The sequence below is a fragment of the Pseudomonas sp. DSV-1 genome (assembly GCF_035830915.1).
GTDB lineage: Bacteria > Pseudomonadota > Gammaproteobacteria > Pseudomonadales > Pseudomonadaceae > Aquipseudomonas.
Map to the genome: position 1 here is coordinate 5198873 of NZ_JAYMYG010000001.1, position 16480 is coordinate 5215352.

Annotated in this window: 19 protein-coding genes; 12 read left to right on the plus strand and 7 right to left on the minus strand. The window is 58.9% G+C overall.

The genetic code is table 11. The features are described from left to right. Positions 1-79 precede the first annotated feature (79 nt). On the plus strand, positions 80-1456 hold the full coding sequence (locus VSQ83_RS24115) for a M16 family metallopeptidase (protein ID WP_326427652.1): 1377 nt from the start codon (positions 80-82) through the stop codon (positions 1454-1456). Between the two features lie 96 nt (positions 1457-1552). Further along, complete coding sequence (gene epsC / locus VSQ83_RS24120) at positions 1553-2479, plus strand: serine O-acetyltransferase EpsC (protein ID WP_133074988.1); 927 nt, start codon at positions 1553-1555, stop codon at positions 2477-2479. Positions 2480-2546: 67 nt separating this feature from the next. Here the strand turns inward: epsC and trpA are convergent, their stop codons facing one another. Next, positions 2547-3353, minus strand: coding sequence for a tryptophan synthase subunit alpha (trpA, locus tag VSQ83_RS24125; protein WP_219261991.1), 807 nt, complete (start codon positions 3351-3353; stop codon positions 2547-2549). Next, positions 3353-4573: a tryptophan synthase subunit beta gene (gene trpB, locus VSQ83_RS24130; RefSeq protein ID WP_326427653.1), complete on the minus strand. Its 1221-nt coding sequence runs from the start codon at positions 4571-4573 to the stop codon at positions 3353-3355. Before trpB ends, trpA begins: the two co-directional genes overlap by 1 nt. Before the next feature lie 113 nt (positions 4574-4686). On the opposite strand from trpB, the gene VSQ83_RS24135 reads away from it, so the two are divergent. Beyond that, positions 4687-5583 (plus strand): LysR family transcriptional regulator, encoded by an 897-nt coding sequence (locus VSQ83_RS24135; protein WP_326427654.1) that lies wholly within the window; start codon positions 4687-4689, stop codon positions 5581-5583. On the opposite strand, the gene VSQ83_RS24140 is transcribed toward VSQ83_RS24135, so the two are convergent. Next, positions 5580-5906, minus strand: coding sequence for a DUF883 family protein (locus tag VSQ83_RS24140; protein ID WP_133074992.1), 327 nt, complete (start codon positions 5904-5906; stop codon positions 5580-5582). The genes VSQ83_RS24135 and VSQ83_RS24140 overlap by 4 nt on opposite strands. Positions 5907-6060: 154 nt before the next feature. On the opposite strand from VSQ83_RS24140, the gene VSQ83_RS24145 reads away from it, so the two are divergent. Together VSQ83_RS24145 and VSQ83_RS24150 are read left to right on the plus strand one after the other, a co-directional pair. Then, on the plus strand, positions 6061-6276 hold the full coding sequence (locus VSQ83_RS24145) for a dodecin (RefSeq protein ID WP_133074993.1): 216 nt from the start codon (positions 6061-6063) through the stop codon (positions 6274-6276). Positions 6277-6397: 121 nt separating this feature from the next. Beyond that, positions 6398-6622 (plus strand): DUF1161 domain-containing protein, encoded by a 225-nt coding sequence (locus VSQ83_RS24150; protein WP_095027717.1) that lies wholly within the window; start codon positions 6398-6400, stop codon positions 6620-6622. A gap of 120 nt (positions 6623-6742) precedes the next feature. On the opposite strand, the gene VSQ83_RS24155 is transcribed toward VSQ83_RS24150, so the two are convergent. Beyond that, complete coding sequence (locus VSQ83_RS24155; RefSeq protein WP_133074994.1) at positions 6743-7747, minus strand: LLM class flavin-dependent oxidoreductase; 1005 nt, start codon at positions 7745-7747, stop codon at positions 6743-6745. A gap of 215 nt (positions 7748-7962) precedes the next feature. Here VSQ83_RS24155 and VSQ83_RS24160 point away from each other — a divergent pair, with 215 nt between their 5' ends. Together VSQ83_RS24160 and VSQ83_RS24165 are read left to right on the plus strand one after the other, a co-directional pair. Further along, on the plus strand, positions 7963-8394 hold the full coding sequence (locus VSQ83_RS24160; protein ID WP_133074995.1) for an OsmC family protein: 432 nt from the start codon (positions 7963-7965) through the stop codon (positions 8392-8394). 147 nt (positions 8395-8541) lie between these two features. Beyond that, a complete protein-coding gene (locus VSQ83_RS24165) occupies positions 8542-8787 on the plus strand; it encodes a DUF1161 domain-containing protein (RefSeq protein WP_133074996.1) in 246 nt (81 codons plus the stop codon). Here VSQ83_RS24165 and VSQ83_RS24170 read toward each other — a convergent pair. Beyond that, positions 8779-9195: a PA0061/PA0062 family lipoprotein gene (locus VSQ83_RS24170; protein WP_133074997.1), complete on the minus strand. Its 417-nt coding sequence runs from the start codon at positions 9193-9195 to the stop codon at positions 8779-8781. The genes VSQ83_RS24165 and VSQ83_RS24170 overlap by 9 nt on opposite strands. A gap of 169 nt (positions 9196-9364) precedes the next feature. Here VSQ83_RS24170 and VSQ83_RS24175 point away from each other — a divergent pair, with 169 nt between their 5' ends. Beyond that, positions 9365-10414 carry an aminopeptidase gene (locus VSQ83_RS24175; protein WP_326427656.1) on the plus strand — a complete coding sequence of 350 codons (1050 nt, stop codon included), beginning with the start codon at positions 9365-9367 and terminating at the stop codon, positions 10412-10414. Here the strand turns inward: VSQ83_RS24175 and VSQ83_RS24180 are convergent, their stop codons facing one another. Beyond that, entirely contained in the window at positions 10415-11050 is a 636-nt protein-coding gene (locus VSQ83_RS24180; protein ID WP_219261993.1) for a dual specificity protein phosphatase family protein, read from the minus strand. Positions 11051-11339: 289 nt separating this feature from the next. Here VSQ83_RS24180 and VSQ83_RS24185 point away from each other — a divergent pair, with 289 nt between their 5' ends. Genes VSQ83_RS24185 through VSQ83_RS24195 form a run of 3 tightly spaced genes read left to right on the plus strand, consistent with a single transcriptional unit; the run spans position 11340 to position 15133 of the window. Next, positions 11340-12077 carry a gluconate 2-dehydrogenase subunit 3 family protein gene (locus VSQ83_RS24185; RefSeq protein WP_326427657.1) on the plus strand — a complete coding sequence of 246 codons (738 nt, stop codon included), beginning with the start codon at positions 11340-11342 and terminating at the stop codon, positions 12075-12077. A 2-nt stretch (positions 12078-12079) separates the two neighbouring features. Continuing rightward, a complete protein-coding gene (locus tag VSQ83_RS24190) occupies positions 12080-13864 on the plus strand; it encodes a GMC family oxidoreductase (RefSeq protein WP_326427658.1) in 1785 nt (594 codons plus the stop codon). A gap of 12 nt (positions 13865-13876) precedes the next feature. Beyond that, a complete protein-coding gene (locus tag VSQ83_RS24195) occupies positions 13877-15133 on the plus strand; it encodes a c-type cytochrome (RefSeq protein WP_133075002.1) in 1257 nt (418 codons plus the stop codon). Positions 15134-15234: 101 nt separating this feature from the next. On the opposite strand, the gene VSQ83_RS24200 is transcribed toward VSQ83_RS24195, so the two are convergent. Continuing rightward, positions 15235-15876, minus strand: a complete 642-nt coding sequence (locus VSQ83_RS24200) for a transporter substrate-binding domain-containing protein (RefSeq protein ID WP_133075004.1) — start codon at positions 15874-15876, stop codon at positions 15235-15237. A gap of 139 nt (positions 15877-16015) precedes the next feature. On the opposite strand from VSQ83_RS24200, the gene VSQ83_RS24205 reads away from it, so the two are divergent. Next, complete coding sequence (locus tag VSQ83_RS24205; RefSeq protein WP_037032682.1) at positions 16016-16453, plus strand: DUF4399 domain-containing protein; 438 nt, start codon at positions 16016-16018, stop codon at positions 16451-16453. Positions 16454-16480: the final 27 nt, after the last annotated feature.

The window sequence follows — 16480 nt, forward strand, 5'->3', positions numbered from 1 at the left end:
TGTAGGTCGGGGTGTTGTCAGCCGGTATGCAGCGACTAAGCTGCACCGGCTCAAGGACTCGAGAATTCAGGGATTTTTTATGCGTTGCCTGCTGTTCATCTTTTTACTGCTTGGCGCGACTCAGGGCTTTGCCCTCGATCGTTACAGCGTCGAGGGTTATCAACTCCCCAACGGTCTGCAACTCATCCTCAAGCCCGGTAATGATCGCGGGCACGTGGCGATTCGGCTGGTGGTGGGCGTAGGGCTGGATGACTTTTCATGCGCCGATCAGCAATTGCCGCACCTGCTGGAGCATCTGCTTTTCAGCGGCACCGATGACACCGGTGAAGGCGGCCTGGAGGAGCGCATGCAGGCGCTGGGTGGCGAGTGGAACGCCTTTACCAGTCACGCCGACACCACATTCGTGATCGAGGCACCGGCTAAAAATCAGCGCAAAATCCTCGACCTGCTCCTGGGGTTGCTGACCCGCACGCAACTTACCGAGCAACGTATCAGCGATGCCAAGCAAGTGGTTGAGCGTGAAGACGGTGGCCATTATTCGCACTTGCAGCGTTGGCTGGATCGCCAGGATCTGGGCCACAGCGCGAGTAATCAACTGGCGGTCGAACTGGGGCTCAAATGCGCTGAGCGGGCCGAAGTGCATGACCTTACGCGCCAACAGCTGGAGGCCGTGCGCCAGAACTGGTACGCGCCCAACAACATGACGCTGATTATCGTGGGTGATCTGGACCGGTTGCTGCCGGCCTATCTGGAGCGCACCTACGGCGCCCTCGAACCGGTTGAGCCCAGCGAGCACAGGCCCCTGGCCGCGATCGATGCCAAGGCCCAGGCTGAGCGTGAACTGGTGCGCGGGGTGGTGGGTGACACCGCGACCCTGCACTGGGTGTTGCCGGAGCCGGTGATCGAGGGGCAGTCCGATGAAACCTGGAGCTTGCTGCGCGATTATCTGGAGTGGGCGCTGTACAGCGAGCTGCGGCTCAAGCACGGGTTGTCTTACGGGCCCTGGGCTGAGCGCGAAGTGTTTGGCGGTGTGAGTTTTTTGAGCCTGAATGCGGATCTTGAGCGCGAAAATGTACCTCAAGCCCGGCAGGTGATTGAGCATCTCAAGGCCCGGCTTCTCAAGGACGGCCTGGACCCGCAGGTGTTTGCCCGGCTCAAGAACGCCGCGATTGCCCGTCAGGCGTGGGCGGTGCAAGGCAACAGCGCGCTGGCCGATTACTATTGGGCTTCACTGGGTGACTACGATGAGGGGCACTTCGCCGATCCGGCCAAGCAGCTACAGGCCATCAGCCTTGAACAGGCCAATACGGCACTGCGCGAGTTGCTTGCAGAGCCGGGTTATATCCGCATCGAGAAGCCATTGTTCGGTTATCACAGCTTGAGCATGGCCATTCTGGGTGCGCTGGCGTTACTGATTATCGTCGCGGTGAGCTGGCGTGCATGGCGTCGACGTTAAGCGGTCATTTGCGCCACTGCGAAACTCTTTGATACCGTAAAATCATTGCCAATTCGCGGCTGGTTGATCCGGCCGCCAGCGTGCGGAGTATTCATCGTGAGTGATCGTTCCAATCCTTGGCAATTGCAGGCCATCGTCTGCCAACTGCGCGCGGCGCGAAATCAGTGGCGCACGCAAAACGGGCGGGTCAGTGGTGAGCAGGGTGGCCGCGAGCTGCCTTCGCGTGCCGCGATGGCCGATATCCTTGAGGCCCTGTGCGGTGCGTTGTTCCCCATGCGTCTGGGCCCGGTGGACCTGCGTGAGGAAAGTGAAGACTTCTACGTGGGCCACACGCTCGATGTTGCGCTCAACGCGCTGTTGACCCAGGCCCGGCTGGAGCTGCGCTACGCGGCCCGCCAAGGTGGCCTGCCCGATGAGGGCGTGGATGCGACCGCGACCTTGCTGATTCAGGACTTTGCCCTGGCTTTGCCGGGCTTGCGCAGCATTCTGGATACCGACGTATTGGCGGCGTACCACGGTGATCCGGCGGCACGTAGCGTGGATGAAGTGCTGTTGTGCTATCCGGGGATTCTGGCGGTGATTCATCACCGGCTGGCCCATCACCTGTATCGCGCCGGGTTGCCTTTGCTGGCGCGGATCAGCGCAGAGATTGCGCACTCGGCCACCGGCATTGATATACACCCCGGCGCGCAGATCGGGCCGAGTTTCTTCATCGATCACGGGACAGGTGTTGTGATCGGAGAAACCGCGATCATCGGCGAGCGTGTGAGGATCTACCAGGCCGTGACCCTTGGGGCCAAGCGTTTCCCGGCAGATGAATCGGGGCAACTGCAAAAAGGTCATCCACGCCATCCGATCGTTGAGGATGATGTGGTGATCTACGCGGGGGCGACCATTCTGGGGCGTATCACCATTGGTCAGGGATCAACCATTGGCGGCAACGTGTGGCTGACCCGCAGCGTACCGGCGGGCAGCAACCTGACCCAGGCCAACTTGCTGCACGATGACGGGACGCAGAAGTAAGATCGGGTGACACCTTGCCCCTCACCACGCCTCTTCCGAGGGCGAAACGTGGTGAGGGGTTCTTGATTTAGCGAGCGTTGCGCACGCCTTCAGCCAGTGCTGCGCACAGGCTCAGTACACCATCCACCGCCTGTTCAGGGGTCGCGGCATTTTCGATCTTGTCGATCAATGCCGAGCCGACCACCACGCCATCGGCCAGTCGTGCAATCGCTGCCGCCTGTTCAGGGGTGCGAATGCCAAAGCCCACGCTGATTGGCAGGTCGGTATGGCGACGCAGGCGCTCGATGGCCGCGCTCACCTGTTCAGTGGTAGCTGAACCTGCTCCGGTCACGCCTGCCACCGATACGTAGTACACAAAGCCCGAGCTGCCAGCCAGTACGGTCGGCAAGCGCCCGTCGTCAGTGGTCGGCGTGGTCAGGCGGATAAAGTCGATGCCTGCGGTCTGCGCGGGGTCGCACAGCTCGCTGTTGTGCTCGGGTGGCATGTCGACCACGATCAGGCCGTCTACGCCTGCCGCAACGGCGTCGGCAATGAACGCGGGCACACCGTAATGATGGATCGGGTTGTAGTAACCCATCAGCACCAGCGGCGTGTCGCTGTTGCCTTCACGAAACTCGCGAACCATCTGCAGGGTTTTTGCCAGGTTTTGCTTGGCGCCCAGTGCACGGATATTGGCCAGCTGAATCGCCGGGCCATCGGCCATCGGATCGGTGAAGGGCATGCCCAGCTCGATCACGTCGGCGCCCGCCGCAGGCAAGCCCTTGAGGATCGCCAGCGAGGTGGCGTAATCCGGGTCACCTGCGGTGATGAAGGTCACCAGGGCCGCGCGGTTTTGTTCCTTGAGTTCGGTAAAGCGCGTTTGCAGGCGGCTCATCAGTGTTGCTCCTGTTGAGACTGTTCCATGTGGTGCATCACGGTTTGCATGTCCTTGTCGCCTCGCCCCGAAAGGTTGACCACCATCAGGTGATCGGCCGGCAGGGTCGGTGCGCGCTTGAATACTTCAGCCAGGGCGTGGGCGCTCTCAAGGGCCGGGATGATGCCTTCAAGGCGGCAGCACTTGTGGAAGGCATCCAGGGCTTCGTCGTCCGTCACCGAGGTGTATTCGACGCGACGGATGTCGTGCAACCAGGCGTGCTCAGGGCCGATGCCAGGGTAGTCGAGACCGGCGGAAATGGAGTGGGCGTCGATGATCTGGCCATCGTCGTCCTGCAGCAGGAAGGTGCGGTTGCCGTGCAGCACGCCCGGTTCGCCGCCGTTGAGGCTGGCCGCGTGCTTGCCGGTTTCGATGCCGTAACCCGCCGCTTCCACGCCGATGATTTCAACGCTGGTGTCATCCAGGAACGGATGGAACAGGCCCATCGCGTTGGAACCGCCGCCGATGCATGCCACCAGGCTGTCCGGCAGGCGGCCTTCCTGGGCTTGCATCTGGTCGCGGGTTTCCTTGCCGATCACGGCCTGGAAGTCGCGCACCATCGCCGGATACGGGTGTGGGCCAGCCACGGTGCCGATCAGGTAGAAGGTGCTGTCAACGTTCGTCACCCAGTCGCGCAGGGCTTCGTTCATGGCGTCTTTGAGGGTGCCGGTACCCGCTACAACCGGGATCACTTCAGCACCCAGCAGTTTCATGCGGAACACGTTTGCCTGCTGGCGCTCGATGTCGGTGGTGCCCATGTAGATCACGCACTGCAGACCAAAGCGGGCCGCCACGGTGGCGGTGGCCACACCGTGCATCCCGGCACCGGTCTCGGCGATGATGCGTTTTTTGCCCATGCGCCGCGCCAGCAGGATCTGGCCGATGCAGTTGTTGATCTTGTGCGCGCCAGTGTGGTTCAGCTCTTCGCGCTTGAGGTAAATCTTGGCGCCGCCACAGAACTCGGTGAGCCGCTCGGCGAAGTACAGCGGGCTTGGGCGGCCCACGTAGTCGCGCTGGAAGTAGGCCAGTTCCTTGATGAACTCAGGGTCTTTTTTGGCCAGCTCGTACTCGCGATCCAGATCAAGGATCAGCGGCATCAGGGTCTCGGCTACGTAACGGCCGCCGAATGAGCCAAACATGCCATTGGCGTCAGGGCCGGTACGTAAAGTGGATTGAGTCATGTGACGCTCCAGATAAAAAGTTACGAAGGTCGATGGGCCAGACTTTACCCGCGACAGCCCGGGATGAAAACCGATAAGATCGCCACAAAATGTCAGGAAAACTCACAGATACCATGAGTCGAGATCTCCCGCCCCTGAATGCCCTGCGCGCATTCGAAGCCGCCGCCCGCCTGAGCAGTGTCAGCCAGGCCGCCGAGCAGTTGAACGTCACCCACGGCGCTGTCAGTCGACAGTTGAAAGTGCTTGAAGAGCACTTGGGCGTGAGCCTGTTCGTAAAGGAAGGCCGCGGCCTGAAGCTCACTGGCGCCGGAATCCGCCTGCGTGACGCCAGCAGCGAGGCGTTCGATCGCTTGCGTAATCTGTGCGCAGAACTCACGCAAAGCCAGGTCAATGCCCCTTTTGTGCTCGGTTGCTCGGGCAGTTTGCTGGCGCGCTGGTTTATTCCGCGCCTGGGTCGATTGAATGCCGATTTACCGGACTTGCGCTTGCACCTGTCCGCCGGTGAGGGTGATCTGGACCCCCGCCGTCCCGGGCTGGACGCCTTGCTGGTGTTTGCCGAGCCACCGTGGCCCGCCGATATGCAGGTGTATGAGTTGGCCAGCGAGCGTATTGGCCCGGTGGTCAGCCCGCGCTATGTCCGTTATGCGCAACTGTGTGGTGCGCCCGCCAGCGCCTTGCTCGATGAATCATTGCTGCACACCACCTCGCGGCCCCAGGCATGGCCAAGCTGGGCACAGCAGAACGCCATCGAGGCGAAGGATTTGAAATACGGGCAGGGGTTTGAGCACTTGTATTACTTGCTTGAAGCCGCCGTTGCGGGGCTGGGTGTGGCGATCGCTCCCGAGCCGCTGGTGGCGCAGGACCTGCAAGCCGGACGTCTGGCTGCGCCCTGGGGCTTCAACGAAACCCCGGCGCAGCTGACGTTATGGTTGCCCAAGCGCGCCGCAGACGGGCGCGCCGGGCAACTGGCGCAATGGCTCAAGGCTGAGCTTGCGCGCAGCGCAGATTAGTTGCCGCGCTTGCACAACAGGAAAGCAGCCAGCAGACCCAGCGCACCGATGGCAACGCCAGCGGTGGCGTACGGATGCTCCTGGGCGTACTCACGGGTAGCGATCGCGGTTTCGCGAGTCTTGTCTTTCACTTCTTCGTAGGCGTCGCTGAGCAGGTGGCGCGAATGCTTGAGTGCGTTTTCGGCATTGTTCTTAAGGATGCCAAGGGTCTTTTTGGACTCGTCTGAAGCGTCGTGCTTGAGGCTTTCCAGAGACTTGAGCAGGCTCTCGATCTCTGCTTCCATGCTTTGCAATGAGGCTTTACGTAGGGAATTGCTAGCCATTAGGGCTCTCCTGCATTGATGAGTGAGGTGCTTGTTAAGTCCGACTACAGAGATTTCAGAAAGTGCAGTTGGCCTGAACTTTTCCGTTCAAATTGCCTACAAAGTATTTAGCACAATCGCTGCTAGGCTTTGATCTACGACAAAGGAGAACGTTATGTCTGACCATCACACCTACAAGAAAGTTGAACTGGTAGGCTCGTCCCCGAGCAGCATAGAAGACGCCATCAGTAATGCACTGGCCGAGGCCAACAAAAGCATCAAACACCTGGAATGGTTCGAGGTGGTCGACACCCGTGGGCACATCAAGGACGGTAAAGTTGCGCACTATCAGGTGACGCTCAAGGTCGGATTTCGGATTGCCAGCAGCTAAAGAGTGATGGCGTTTTGAACTTACTGGCTGGCCGTTTGCCATAAACTCGGCTACACCGTCTGGGTGCAGCACGGCACATGCCGCGTTGCACCCTTTTCGTTTTGACCGGGGAATGTCACCGATGAAAAAGATTTTATTGGCTGTAGGTTTGCTGAGTCTGGCAGGAACGGCGTTTGCAGCGGGCAAGCCATGCGAAGAGTTGAAAAGCGAAATCGCGGCGAAGATTGAGGCCAATGGCGCCAAGCATTATTCGCTGACTGCTGTAGAGAAAGGCACTTCGGCTGACGGCAAAGTGGTGGGTACCTGTGAAGGCGGTACCAAGGAAATCGTGTACAAGCGCGGGTAAGTCCAGCGCAGTAGTAAATCTTGTGGGAGCGGGCTTGCTCGCGATGTGCACGCCGCGGTGTTTCAGATCAATCGCGTCGATACCATCGCGAGCAAGCCCGCTCCCACACTTCCCTTTGCGTCAGGCCCCTTTCATCACCTGCGACAGCAATTCATATGAATGAATGCGGTCTGCGTGTTCATACAAATCACAGGTAAAGATCAGCTCGTCAGCCTGTGTCTGCTCCACCAGCACGTCCAGCTTGGCCTTTATTTTCTGCGGGCTGCCGACCATCGCCAGGCCCAGGAAGCTCATCACCGCCTCTTTTTCGTGGGGCAGCCACAACCCGTCCATGGTCTCCACCGGTGGGCGCTGCACCAGGCTCTGCCCACGCATCAACGCCAGAATCCGCTGTTGTACGGAGGTCGCCAGGTACTCGGCCTGTTCATCGGTATCGGCCGCCACCAGCGGGATACCGAGCATCACATAGGGCTTGTCGAGGGTCGCTGATGGCTTGAAGTGATTGCGATAGACGCGAATCGCTTCGTGCATCAAACGCGGTGCGAAATGCGAGGCAAAGGCGTAAGGCAAACCAAGTTCACCGGCCAGTTGCGCGCTGAACAAGCTGGAGCCCAGCAGCCAGACAGGAACGTTGGTTCCTGTGCCCGGCATGGCGATGATCCGTTGGTCCGGGGTGCGGGGGCCGAGGTAGCGCATCAGTTCAGCCACATCTTCGGGGAACTCATCGGCACTGCCCGAGCGCTCGCGGCGCAGGGCGCGGGCGGTCATCTGGTCTGAACCCGGTGCACGGCCCAGGCCCAGGTCGATGCGTCCCGGGTACAGGCTTTCGAGGGTGCCAAACTGCTCGGCAATGACCAGCGGCGCATGGTTGGGCAGCATGACACCGCCCGAACCCACGCGAATGGTCGAGGTGCCGCCTGCCAGATAGCCAATCAAAACGGAGGTAGCCGAACTGGCGATGCCGTCCATGTTGTGGTGCTCAGCCACCCAAAAGCGGTTATAGCCAAACTTTTCTACGTGCTGTGCCAGATCCAGCGAATTGCGCAACGACTGGGCCGCGCTGCCATTTTCGCGCACAGGCACCAGGTCGAGGGTCGAGAATTTGATGTCAGACAATCGTTTCATCAGCCGGCTACTCCAGGTGGGGTGCAGGTCAAGGTGCTCGCATAACCTGCCAGTGATTACAGAAATATGGGCATATACCCGAGTTTCAATGGCAGTCCGGGAATTGAGTGACTAAAAAAGACGACTGGTCCGACAAGATGAACTTTGTGGAGCCGACTACCCTCACAACCTTAGTCATGGCGTGAAACCTTCACGCCGCTCTTCAGGAGGCACGCATGAGTATCAAAAAGAAAGCATCGGCTCATTGGGCAGGCGACCTTAAAACCGGTATCGGCTCCATCTCCACTGAAACCGGGGTACTGCGCGACGCGCCGTATGGTTTCAAGGCGCGGTTTGAAGGCGGCAAGGGCACCAACCCCGAAGAGCTTATTGGCGCAGCCCATGCAGGCTGTTTTTCGATGGCGTTGTCGATGATTCTCGGTGATGCCGGGCTCAAGGCCGACAGCATCGACACCACGGCTGAAGTAACGCTCGACCAGGTGGACGGCGGCTTTGCAATCACTGCCGTGCATCTGGTGCTCAAGGCCAAAGTGCCCGGCGCAACCCAGGCGCAGTTCGACGAGCTGACCACCAAGGCCAAAGAAGGCTGCCCGGTGTCCAAAGTGCTGAACGCAAAAATCACCCTCGACGCTACGCTGGTGAGCTGACGACATCCCTGTGCCCCGCTTGCCGCAAGCGGGGTACAGTTGATGCCCGGCTGCGACAGATCAGTCTTGCGCTGCGCCAGATGTGATCGAATGATCACCACTCGCGTCAGATCATGACTTAGCGTTCTGCCTCAAGGGAGTCTCACCATGAAACGTTTTGCTTTGGCTGTAGTTTGCTGTGCAATGGCCACCTCGGCTTTGGCGGCCCCGAAACCGTGTGAAGAACTGAAAGCCGAAATCGAAGCCAAGATCCAGGCCAACAACGTGTCGTCCTATACGCTTGAAATCGTGGCCAATGAAGAAGTCCATGACGAGAACATGGTGGTAGGGTCGTGCGAATACGGCAGCAAAAAAATCATCTACCAGAACAACGACCGCCAGGTTTCACGGTAAGCAATTGACCAGCCGCTCCTCGGCAATCACCTTGCCCGCTGCGTTGTACAGTCGGGCGTAGGCGTTGAAGCCCAGTGAGCGCGCTTGCAACCGGTAACGTTGGCCTGGCTGGAAGTTGTCGTAATTCAGGGTGACGTAGCACAGGCGTTCCTGCGGGTCGCTGAACATGCCCATACCGCCTACAAACACCTCGAAATCGAAGCGCACCATCAATTCGTGACTGCCCGGCGTGACTTGAAAATAGCGACCGTCGGTCATGCGCTGGTTGTCCAGGCGCTCGGCCATCACCAGCTTGCCGGTTTGCGTTTCAAGGTCGACCCAAGCCATTTTCGGGTCAGCCGAAGGCAATGGCGTGCTGGCGCAAGCGCTCAGCAGGCACGCGGTCAACACAAGCAAGAAAGTGCGCATGATGATTTCCAGATAATTTGTTACATAAGCATAGCGTGCAATGCGGCTTTGCGGCTCTGCGCTGTGTGGGAGCCGGGCGATGTGGTTTGCCTGAAGGACCGTGCTGCCTGTATCGCGGGCAAGCCCGTTCCCACACTATTTATTGTCACTTTACCGCCGGGATCGCTTTATGACGCCGCGTGTTCGCTGCCTGCTTGCCATAGCCCTGATACCGCTGATCAATGGCTGTTCCAGTGCGTCGTATTACTCGCAACTGGCGGGAGGGCAATGGCAGATATTGCAGGCTCGCGAGCCGGTGAGCACGGTCATTGCCGACCCGCAGCGCCCGGTTGTATTGCGTGAGCAATTGGTAAAAGCCCAGGCCGCACGAAACTTCGCCAGTCAGCATTTGTACTTGCCGGATAACCAGAGCTATCGGCTGTACGCCGACCTGAAGCGGCCTTACGTCGTGTGGAACGTGTTCGCCACACCGGAGTTTTCCCTCACCCCCGTGACCCATTGCTTCCCGATTGCCGGGTGCGTGGCCTACCGTGGTTATTATTCTCAGGGGGCGGCGCGAGGGGAAGCAGCCCTGCAGCGTCAGGACGGCAAGGACGTGTTTGTCAGCGGGGTTGAGGCCTACTCGACATTGGGCTGGTTCGATGACCCCATTCTCAACAGCATGCTCACCTGGGGCGATGAACGGCTGGCCACCCTGATTTTTCACGAACTGGCCCATCAGCGTTTTTATGTGAAGGACGACAGCGAGTTCAATGAGTCTTTCGCCAGCTTCGTCGAACAGGAAGGCACTCGCCAATGGCGCGCCCACCAGGGCCTTTCACCGGCCAGCGACAATGGTTTGCAGCAGCGAAAGCAATTTATCGCGTTGGTACTCGACACCCGCCAACGGCTGCAAGACCTCTACGCCCAGCCTTTGCCCGCCGATGAAATGCGTCAGCGCAAAGCGGCTGAATTTGAACGCATGCGCCACGAGTACCGTCAGTTACGGGATCAGCAATGGGGTGGGAACAAGCGCTTCGATGGGTGGGTCAATTCGCCGATGACCAACGCCAAGCTGCTGCCTTTCGGGCTGTATGACCAGTGGGTGCCAGCATTCACCGCGCTGTTTGAATCCGTTGACGGCAACTGGCCGAACTTCTATCGCGAGGTAGAGCAACTGGCAAAACTGCCACTGCAACAGCGCAAGGCGGCGTTACAGCAGTGGATTGCGCGCCACTAGTCAACTGGACTTGAGCCAGCCCTTCACGGCGCAGATGGCAAAGGGGCTGGTGCTGCATGCACCGCTGCTCAGGGCTGCGCGCAATTGCGTGATATCAGCTTTCATCATGTAGCTCGCGCCATCCTTGAAATGTGAGTTTTGGCCAAAGCCGCCTTCGGTCATTTCCTTCAGCGCGTCTTCTTTGCTCCAGTCCTGTACCACTACGCGGTACATCGCCGCCATCAGGCCGGTGCGGTCCACGCCGTGCTTGCAGTGCATCAGCACCGGGCCTTTGGCTTGTGCCGTCTGGATGGCGCGCAGGGCGGCCAGTACGTCGGTGTCATCCACATGGTTGGTGCGATAAGGCAACTGGACCTGTGCTACATCGGGGCTCTTGAGCCAGGAGGCATCGGCCTCAGGCAAGAAGTTGATCACCGTGGCGATCTGCAGTTTTTCCAGCAACGGCTGTGCAGCGCTGTCAGGCAAGGCGCTGCGGTACAGGGTTGGGGACATTTGATACAGGTTGTACTGTGCGGCGACAGGTTGAGCCCACTGTGCAGGGCGAGCCTGGGTTGTTTCGTCGGCCTGAGCCTGGGGCAATGCAAACGCTGCCAGCAATGTCAGGCACAGGGCGGGGAAAAACCGGGCTTTGGGCATATTCAGTTCGACCACTTCAACAGGGATTATCAGGAGGTGGCGGCAGATTGAGTGATTTGTGATCAAAACCCTGTGAGCCATTTGTTAAAAAAACGTGAAGGCGCAAAAGGCAGGTGCGGCAAAATTACGCATGAAACGATTCACCTGGGCGCCCGGCCTGTTAGTATTTGTAACCAAAGTTTGCAAGCGTGTTGTTTTCCTTCGGTCAACATCGACCCGTATCGCTGCCAAAACGAAAAGCTGCCCATGAGCGGCTGTAATCCGTGACTGCCTGATGAGGTGCCCCCGCATGTCTGAGCAAGACAACCCCCGGCGTGAGTTTTTGCGCAAAACCCTGACCCTGATTCCAGTGGTCACTGTCGCCAGCACCGGTCTGGGTAGCACGGTGATGATGGCCACGCCTGCGGTCGCCGCGCCTGAACCTGCACAGCGCCCTTCGAGCCCTGGCAAAGCGTATGAGCCGACGTACTTCACGGCTGAGGAGTGGGCGTTCGTAAACGCCGCTGTCGCACGCCTGATCCCTGCAGACGAACAAGGCCCAGGCGCTTTGGAAGCCGGTGTACCGGAATATATCGACCGCCAGATGAACACGCCTTACGCCAGCGGTGCGCTGTGGTTCATGCAAGGCCCGTTCAATGCCGACGCGCCACCCGAGATGGGCTGGCAGAGCAAACTGGTACCAAAACAGATCTATCGCTTGGGCATCGCTGCCACGGAGGAGCTCTGCAAAAAAGCCTATAACTCAACATTTGCTGAGCTAGACAGCGCTACCCGAGACGAAGTGCTCAAACAACTGGAGGCCGGTACGCCTAAATTCGATAGCGTTCCGGCCAAGATGTTTTTCAGCTTTTTGCTGCAAAACACCAAGGAAGGCTTCTTTTGCGACCCTATTCACGGTGGCAACAAAGGCATGGTCGGCTGGACCATGATCGGCTTCCCCGGCGCGCGCGCTGATTTCATGGACTGGGTCGAACGCAACGAGCAGTACCCCTTCCCGGCAGTTTCCATTCGCGGCGAGAGGGCTTGAGCATGTCGACCGTTATGAAAAAAGTTGATGCAGTTATCGTCGGTTTCGGTTGGACAGGCGCGATCATGGCCAAAGAGCTGACCGAAGCTGGCCTGAATGTTGTGGCCCTTGAGCGCGGCTCAATGCAGGACACCTACCCGGATGGTAACTATCCACAGGTGATTGATGAGCTCACCTACAGCGTGCGTAAAAAGCTCTTTCAGGACGTCTCCAAAGAAACCGTCACCATCCGCCATAGTGTCAATGACGTGGCCTTGCCCAACCGCCAGCTGGGCGCGTTTTTGCCTGGCAACGGTGTGGGCGGCGCGGGTTTGCACTGGTCGGGCGTGCACTTTCGGGTCGATCCGATGGAGCTGCGCATGCGCAGTCATTACGAAGAGCGCTACGGTAAAAACTTTATCCCCAAGGACATGACCATCCAGGACTTCGGCGTCAGCTATGAAGAGCTGGAGCCGTTTTTCGACTACGCCGAGAAAGTCTTCGGAACGTCGGGCCAGGCCTGGACCGTAAACGGCCAATTGGTCGGTGAAGGCAAGGGTGGCAACCCTTATGCAGCGGATCGCTCCGATCACTTCCCGCTGGTGTCGCAGAAGAACACCTACTCGGCACAGCTGTTTCAGAAGGCGGCCAATGAAGTGGGCTACAAGCCTTACAACCTGCCGTCAGCCAACACCTCGGGGCCTTATACCAACCCTTATGGCGCGCAGATGGGCCCGTGCAACTTCTGCGGCTTTTGCAGTGGTTATGTCTGCTACATGTACTCCAAGGCATCGCCCAACGTAAATATTCTGCCAGCGCTCAAGCCGCTGCCGAATTTTGAGCTGCGCCCTGACGCCCATGTCATCCGGGTCAATCTGGACAGCACCAAGAGCAAAGCCACCGGTGTGACCTACATCGATGCACTGGGCCGTGAGATCGAACAACCGGCCGATCTGGTGATCCTGGGTGCATTCCAGCTGCATAACGTGCGTTTGATGCTGCTGTCGGGGATTGGCAAACCCTATGACCCGAAAACCGGTGAAGGTGTGGTGGGCAAAAACTTCGCCTACCAGAACATGGCCACCATCAAGGCGTACTTCGACAAAGACGTACACACCAACAACTTCATCGGCGCTGGCGGCAATGGCGTGGCGATCGATGATTTCAATGCGGATAACTTCGACCACGGGCCGCACGGCTTTGTCGGCGGTTCGCCGATGTGGGTCAACCAGGCGGGTAGCCGGCCGATTGCCGGAACTTCAAACCCGCCGGGCACCCCGGCCTGGGGCAGTGCCTGGAAGCGTGCAACCGCCGATTACTACACCCACCAAGTGTCGATGGATGCCCACGGTGCGCATCAGTCCTACCGTAGCAACTACCTCGATCTGGACCCGGTGTATCGCGATTCCTTCGGCCAGCCGCTGCTGCGCATGACGTTCGACTGGCAAGAAAACGACATCAAAATGAACCGTTTCATGATGGGGAAAATGGGCAAGATCGCCGAAGCGATGAACCCGAAAGCCATTGCCCGGATCGGCAAGCAAGTCGGTGATCACTTCAATACGGCCTCCTACCAGACCACTCACCTTAACGGTGGCGCGATCATGGGCACGAATCCGAAAACCAGTGCACTGAACCGTTACCTGCAGAGCTGGGACGTGCACAACGTGTTTGTGCCGGGTGCGTCTGCCTTCCCGCAAGGCTTGGGATACAACCCGACAGGTCTGGTTGCTGCGTTGACCTATTGGTCGGCTCGGGCGATCCGCGAGCAGTACCTGAAAAACCCCGGCCCACTGGTTCAGGCATAAGGAGCGATGACCATGAAAGCATTTGTTATCGCGACCCTGACACTCTTCGCCAGCCTCTCGGCGGTGGCTGCAGACAGTGACCCGCAAGCGTTGGTCAAGCAAGGTGAATACCTGGCTCGCGCCGGTGACTGTGTGGCCTGCCACACCGCCAAGGACGGCAAGCCGTTCGCCGGTGGCCTGGCGATGGAAACCCCGATCGGTACGATTTATTCGACCAACATCACGCCGGGCAAAAGCGGCATTGGCAGCTACAGCTTTGAAGATTTCGACAAAGCCGTGCGCCACGGCGTCGCGCAAAATGGCAGCACCTTGTATCCGGCCATGCCGTATCCGTCCTATGCGCGGGTCAATGAGGCCGATATGCAGGCGTTGTATGCCTACTTTATGAAGGGCGTGAAACCTGTCGAGCAAGTGAACCAGGAGGCCGATATTCCGTGGCCGCTGAGCATGCGCTGGCCGTTGGCGATATGGCGCTGGCTGTTTGCTCCGCAGGTTGAAGACTTCAAGCCGCAAACCGGGCAAGACGCGGTGACAAGTCGCGGTGCGTATCTGGTAGAAGGCCTTGGGCACTGCGGTGCGTGCCACACGCCACGGGCACTGACCATGCAGGAAAAAGCCCTGAGTGCCAGCGACAGCCCGGCGTTTCTGTCAGGCAGCGCACCACTGGAAGGCTGGATCGCGAAGAACCTGCGCGGTGACCACAAGGACGGTCTGGGCAGTTGGAGCGAGGCGCAACTGGTGCAGTTCCTCAAGACCGGGCGCAGTGATCGCAGTGCTGTATTTGGTGGCATGAGTGATGTGATCGTGCACAGCATGCAGTACATGTCCGAGGATGATCTGACCGCTATCGCTCGATACTTGAAGTCGTTGCCTGCGGTTGATCCGGCTGACGTGCCCCATCAGTACGATCCGGCGGTAGCGGATGCCCTGTGGAACGGTGACGACAGCAAGCGCGGCGCTGCGGTGTATATCGATAACTGCGCGGCCTGCCATCGCACTGACGGTCATGGCTACACCCGAGTGTTCCCTGCCCTGGCGGGTAACCCGGTGTTGCAGTCGGCGGACCCGACGTCGCTGATTCATATCGTGCTTAAAGGTGGGACGTTGCCGGCGACGCATACGGCGCCGTCGACCTTCACCATGCCTGCTTTCGACTGGCGTTTGTCGGATCAGGAAGTGGCCGATGTGGTCAATTTCATCCGCACCAGTTGGGGTAACAAGGCGGGTGAAGTGAAAGCCGGGGATGTGAAGGCGATTCGCACACCCTGAGTATCGGTTGGGAGCGGGCTTGCTCGCGATGCAGTTGACTCGGTATGCCTGAATTACCGATTCGATCCCATCGCGAGCAAGCCCGCTCCCACAGTGGGTATTCAGGGTTGTTTTGCACCCATCCCGAACCATTTCTGCGACAAGGCCTCCAGCCGGCCATCGGCCTTGATCCGCTGCAGTGCCTTGTCCAGGCTGGCCTGGAACGCCGGGTTGCCTTTCTGGAAGGGAATGGCCAGGGCAACTTCCTCATCAGTGACCGGCGCTTTCTGCGCCACGGTTACCAATGGCCCGCGGTCGACAAACGCGTTGCCCTGAACTACGCCTAATGTCTGGCCCTGCAACATGGCAAGGCTGTTGGGTGAGCGCGGTGGTTCCTGCCGGGCTATCGTCTGCGCTTGCAGGTGGCTGTAAGGCTCGCTGAAGTCGAAACGATCCTGAAGTTCGGGAGTCAAAGCGATGTGGTTGATGGCAACGTCGTATTTGCCGCTCTCAACGCCCGGCAACAGGTCATTGCTGTCCGTCACAAGAATGGAGGGATGCACTTCCAGTTCCTGAGCCAGCAGCTCGCCCAATTCAACGTCAAAGCCGGTCAGGCGCCCGTCTTGCTTGAAGCTGAACGGGGGCATGTCGGCCTCAAGGGCGATGCGCAGTTCGCCTCGGTCGTTCACGTCGTCGATCAGTTCGGCTTGAGCAAAAGGGCTCGCCAATGGCAGTAAAAGCATCAGGCCTGGCAGGAAACGCATGGACACTCCTTGGAATTTGTTGCAAGCGATTCGCAATTGGCGTCCGCTTTGCTTTATGTTGGTCAGTTGCGGCGTTGGACAACAGATTGGCTCAAAGTTGTCCTGAGTCGAAGAATTTTGCAAAAAACCGGAGAAAAAAATGAAAGCTCTACTGTCTCGTGTTGCGTTGGCTTCTGTGTTGATGGGCGCTTCGGTCATGGCGACTGCGGCGGGCCTGGAATCGGAACCGGCTCCAAAAGGCGCCAAGGTTTTCATCGTCGAACCTAAAGACGGTGCCACCGTTGATCAAACGTTCACCGTTAAATTCGGTATCGAAGGCATGCCTTTGGCGCCTATTACCGAAGCCACTCCCCATGCTGGCCACCACCACCTGCTGATTGACGTCGACCAGTTGCCAGCCGAGAACGCACCCATTCCGGCCGATGCCAACCATATCCACTTCGGCAAGGCCCAGACCGAAACCCAGGTAACCCTGCCACCCGGCAAGCACACCCTGCAACTGGTGCTGGGCAACCAGGTGCACGTGCCGTTCAAGCCAAGCATCGTGTCGAAGAAAATCACGGTTGATGTGAAATAAGTATTTTCGACCCACAAAAAAGGGAGA

Bases quoted from the DNA above. Each gene is read 5' to 3' on its own strand.
- VSQ83_RS24115 (WP_326427652.1), top strand. From the start codon at position 80: ATGCGTTGCCTGCTGTTCATCTTTTTACTGCTTGGCGCGACTCAGGGC.
- trpA (WP_219261991.1), bottom strand. From the start codon at position 3,353: ATGAGCCGCCTGCAAACGCGCTTTACCGAACTCAAGGAACAAAACCGC.
- trpB (WP_326427653.1), bottom strand. From the start codon at position 4,573: ATGACTCAATCCACTTTACGTACCGGCCCTGACGCCAATGGCATGTTT.
- VSQ83_RS24135 (WP_326427654.1), top strand. From the start codon at position 4,687: ATGAGTCGAGATCTCCCGCCCCTGAATGCCCTGCGCGCATTCGAAGCC.
- VSQ83_RS24140 (WP_133074992.1), bottom strand. From the start codon at position 5,906: ATGGCTAGCAATTCCCTACGTAAAGCCTCATTGCAAAGCATGGAAGCA.
- VSQ83_RS24145 (WP_133074993.1), top strand. From the start codon at position 6,061: ATGTCTGACCATCACACCTACAAGAAAGTTGAACTGGTAGGCTCGTCC.
- VSQ83_RS24150 (WP_095027717.1), top strand. From the start codon at position 6,398: ATGAAAAAGATTTTATTGGCTGTAGGTTTGCTGAGTCTGGCAGGAACG.
- VSQ83_RS24155 (WP_133074994.1), bottom strand. From the start codon at position 7,747: ATGAAACGATTGTCTGACATCAAATTCTCGACCCTCGACCTGGTGCCT.
- VSQ83_RS24160 (WP_133074995.1), top strand. From the start codon at position 7,963: ATGAGTATCAAAAAGAAAGCATCGGCTCATTGGGCAGGCGACCTTAAA.
- VSQ83_RS24165 (WP_133074996.1), top strand. From the start codon at position 8,542: ATGAAACGTTTTGCTTTGGCTGTAGTTTGCTGTGCAATGGCCACCTCG.
- VSQ83_RS24170 (WP_133074997.1), bottom strand. From the start codon at position 9,195: ATGCGCACTTTCTTGCTTGTGTTGACCGCGTGCCTGCTGAGCGCTTGC.
- VSQ83_RS24175 (WP_326427656.1), top strand. From the start codon at position 9,365: ATGACGCCGCGTGTTCGCTGCCTGCTTGCCATAGCCCTGATACCGCTG.
- VSQ83_RS24180 (WP_219261993.1), bottom strand. From the start codon at position 11,050: ATGCCCAAAGCCCGGTTTTTCCCCGCCCTGTGCCTGACATTGCTGGCA.
- VSQ83_RS24185 (WP_326427657.1), top strand. From the start codon at position 11,340: ATGTCTGAGCAAGACAACCCCCGGCGTGAGTTTTTGCGCAAAACCCTG.
- VSQ83_RS24190 (WP_326427658.1), top strand. From the start codon at position 12,080: ATGTCGACCGTTATGAAAAAAGTTGATGCAGTTATCGTCGGTTTCGGT.
- VSQ83_RS24195 (WP_133075002.1), top strand. From the start codon at position 13,877: ATGAAAGCATTTGTTATCGCGACCCTGACACTCTTCGCCAGCCTCTCG.
- VSQ83_RS24200 (WP_133075004.1), bottom strand. From the start codon at position 15,876: ATGCGTTTCCTGCCAGGCCTGATGCTTTTACTGCCATTGGCGAGCCCT.
- VSQ83_RS24205 (WP_037032682.1), top strand. From the start codon at position 16,016: ATGAAAGCTCTACTGTCTCGTGTTGCGTTGGCTTCTGTGTTGATGGGC.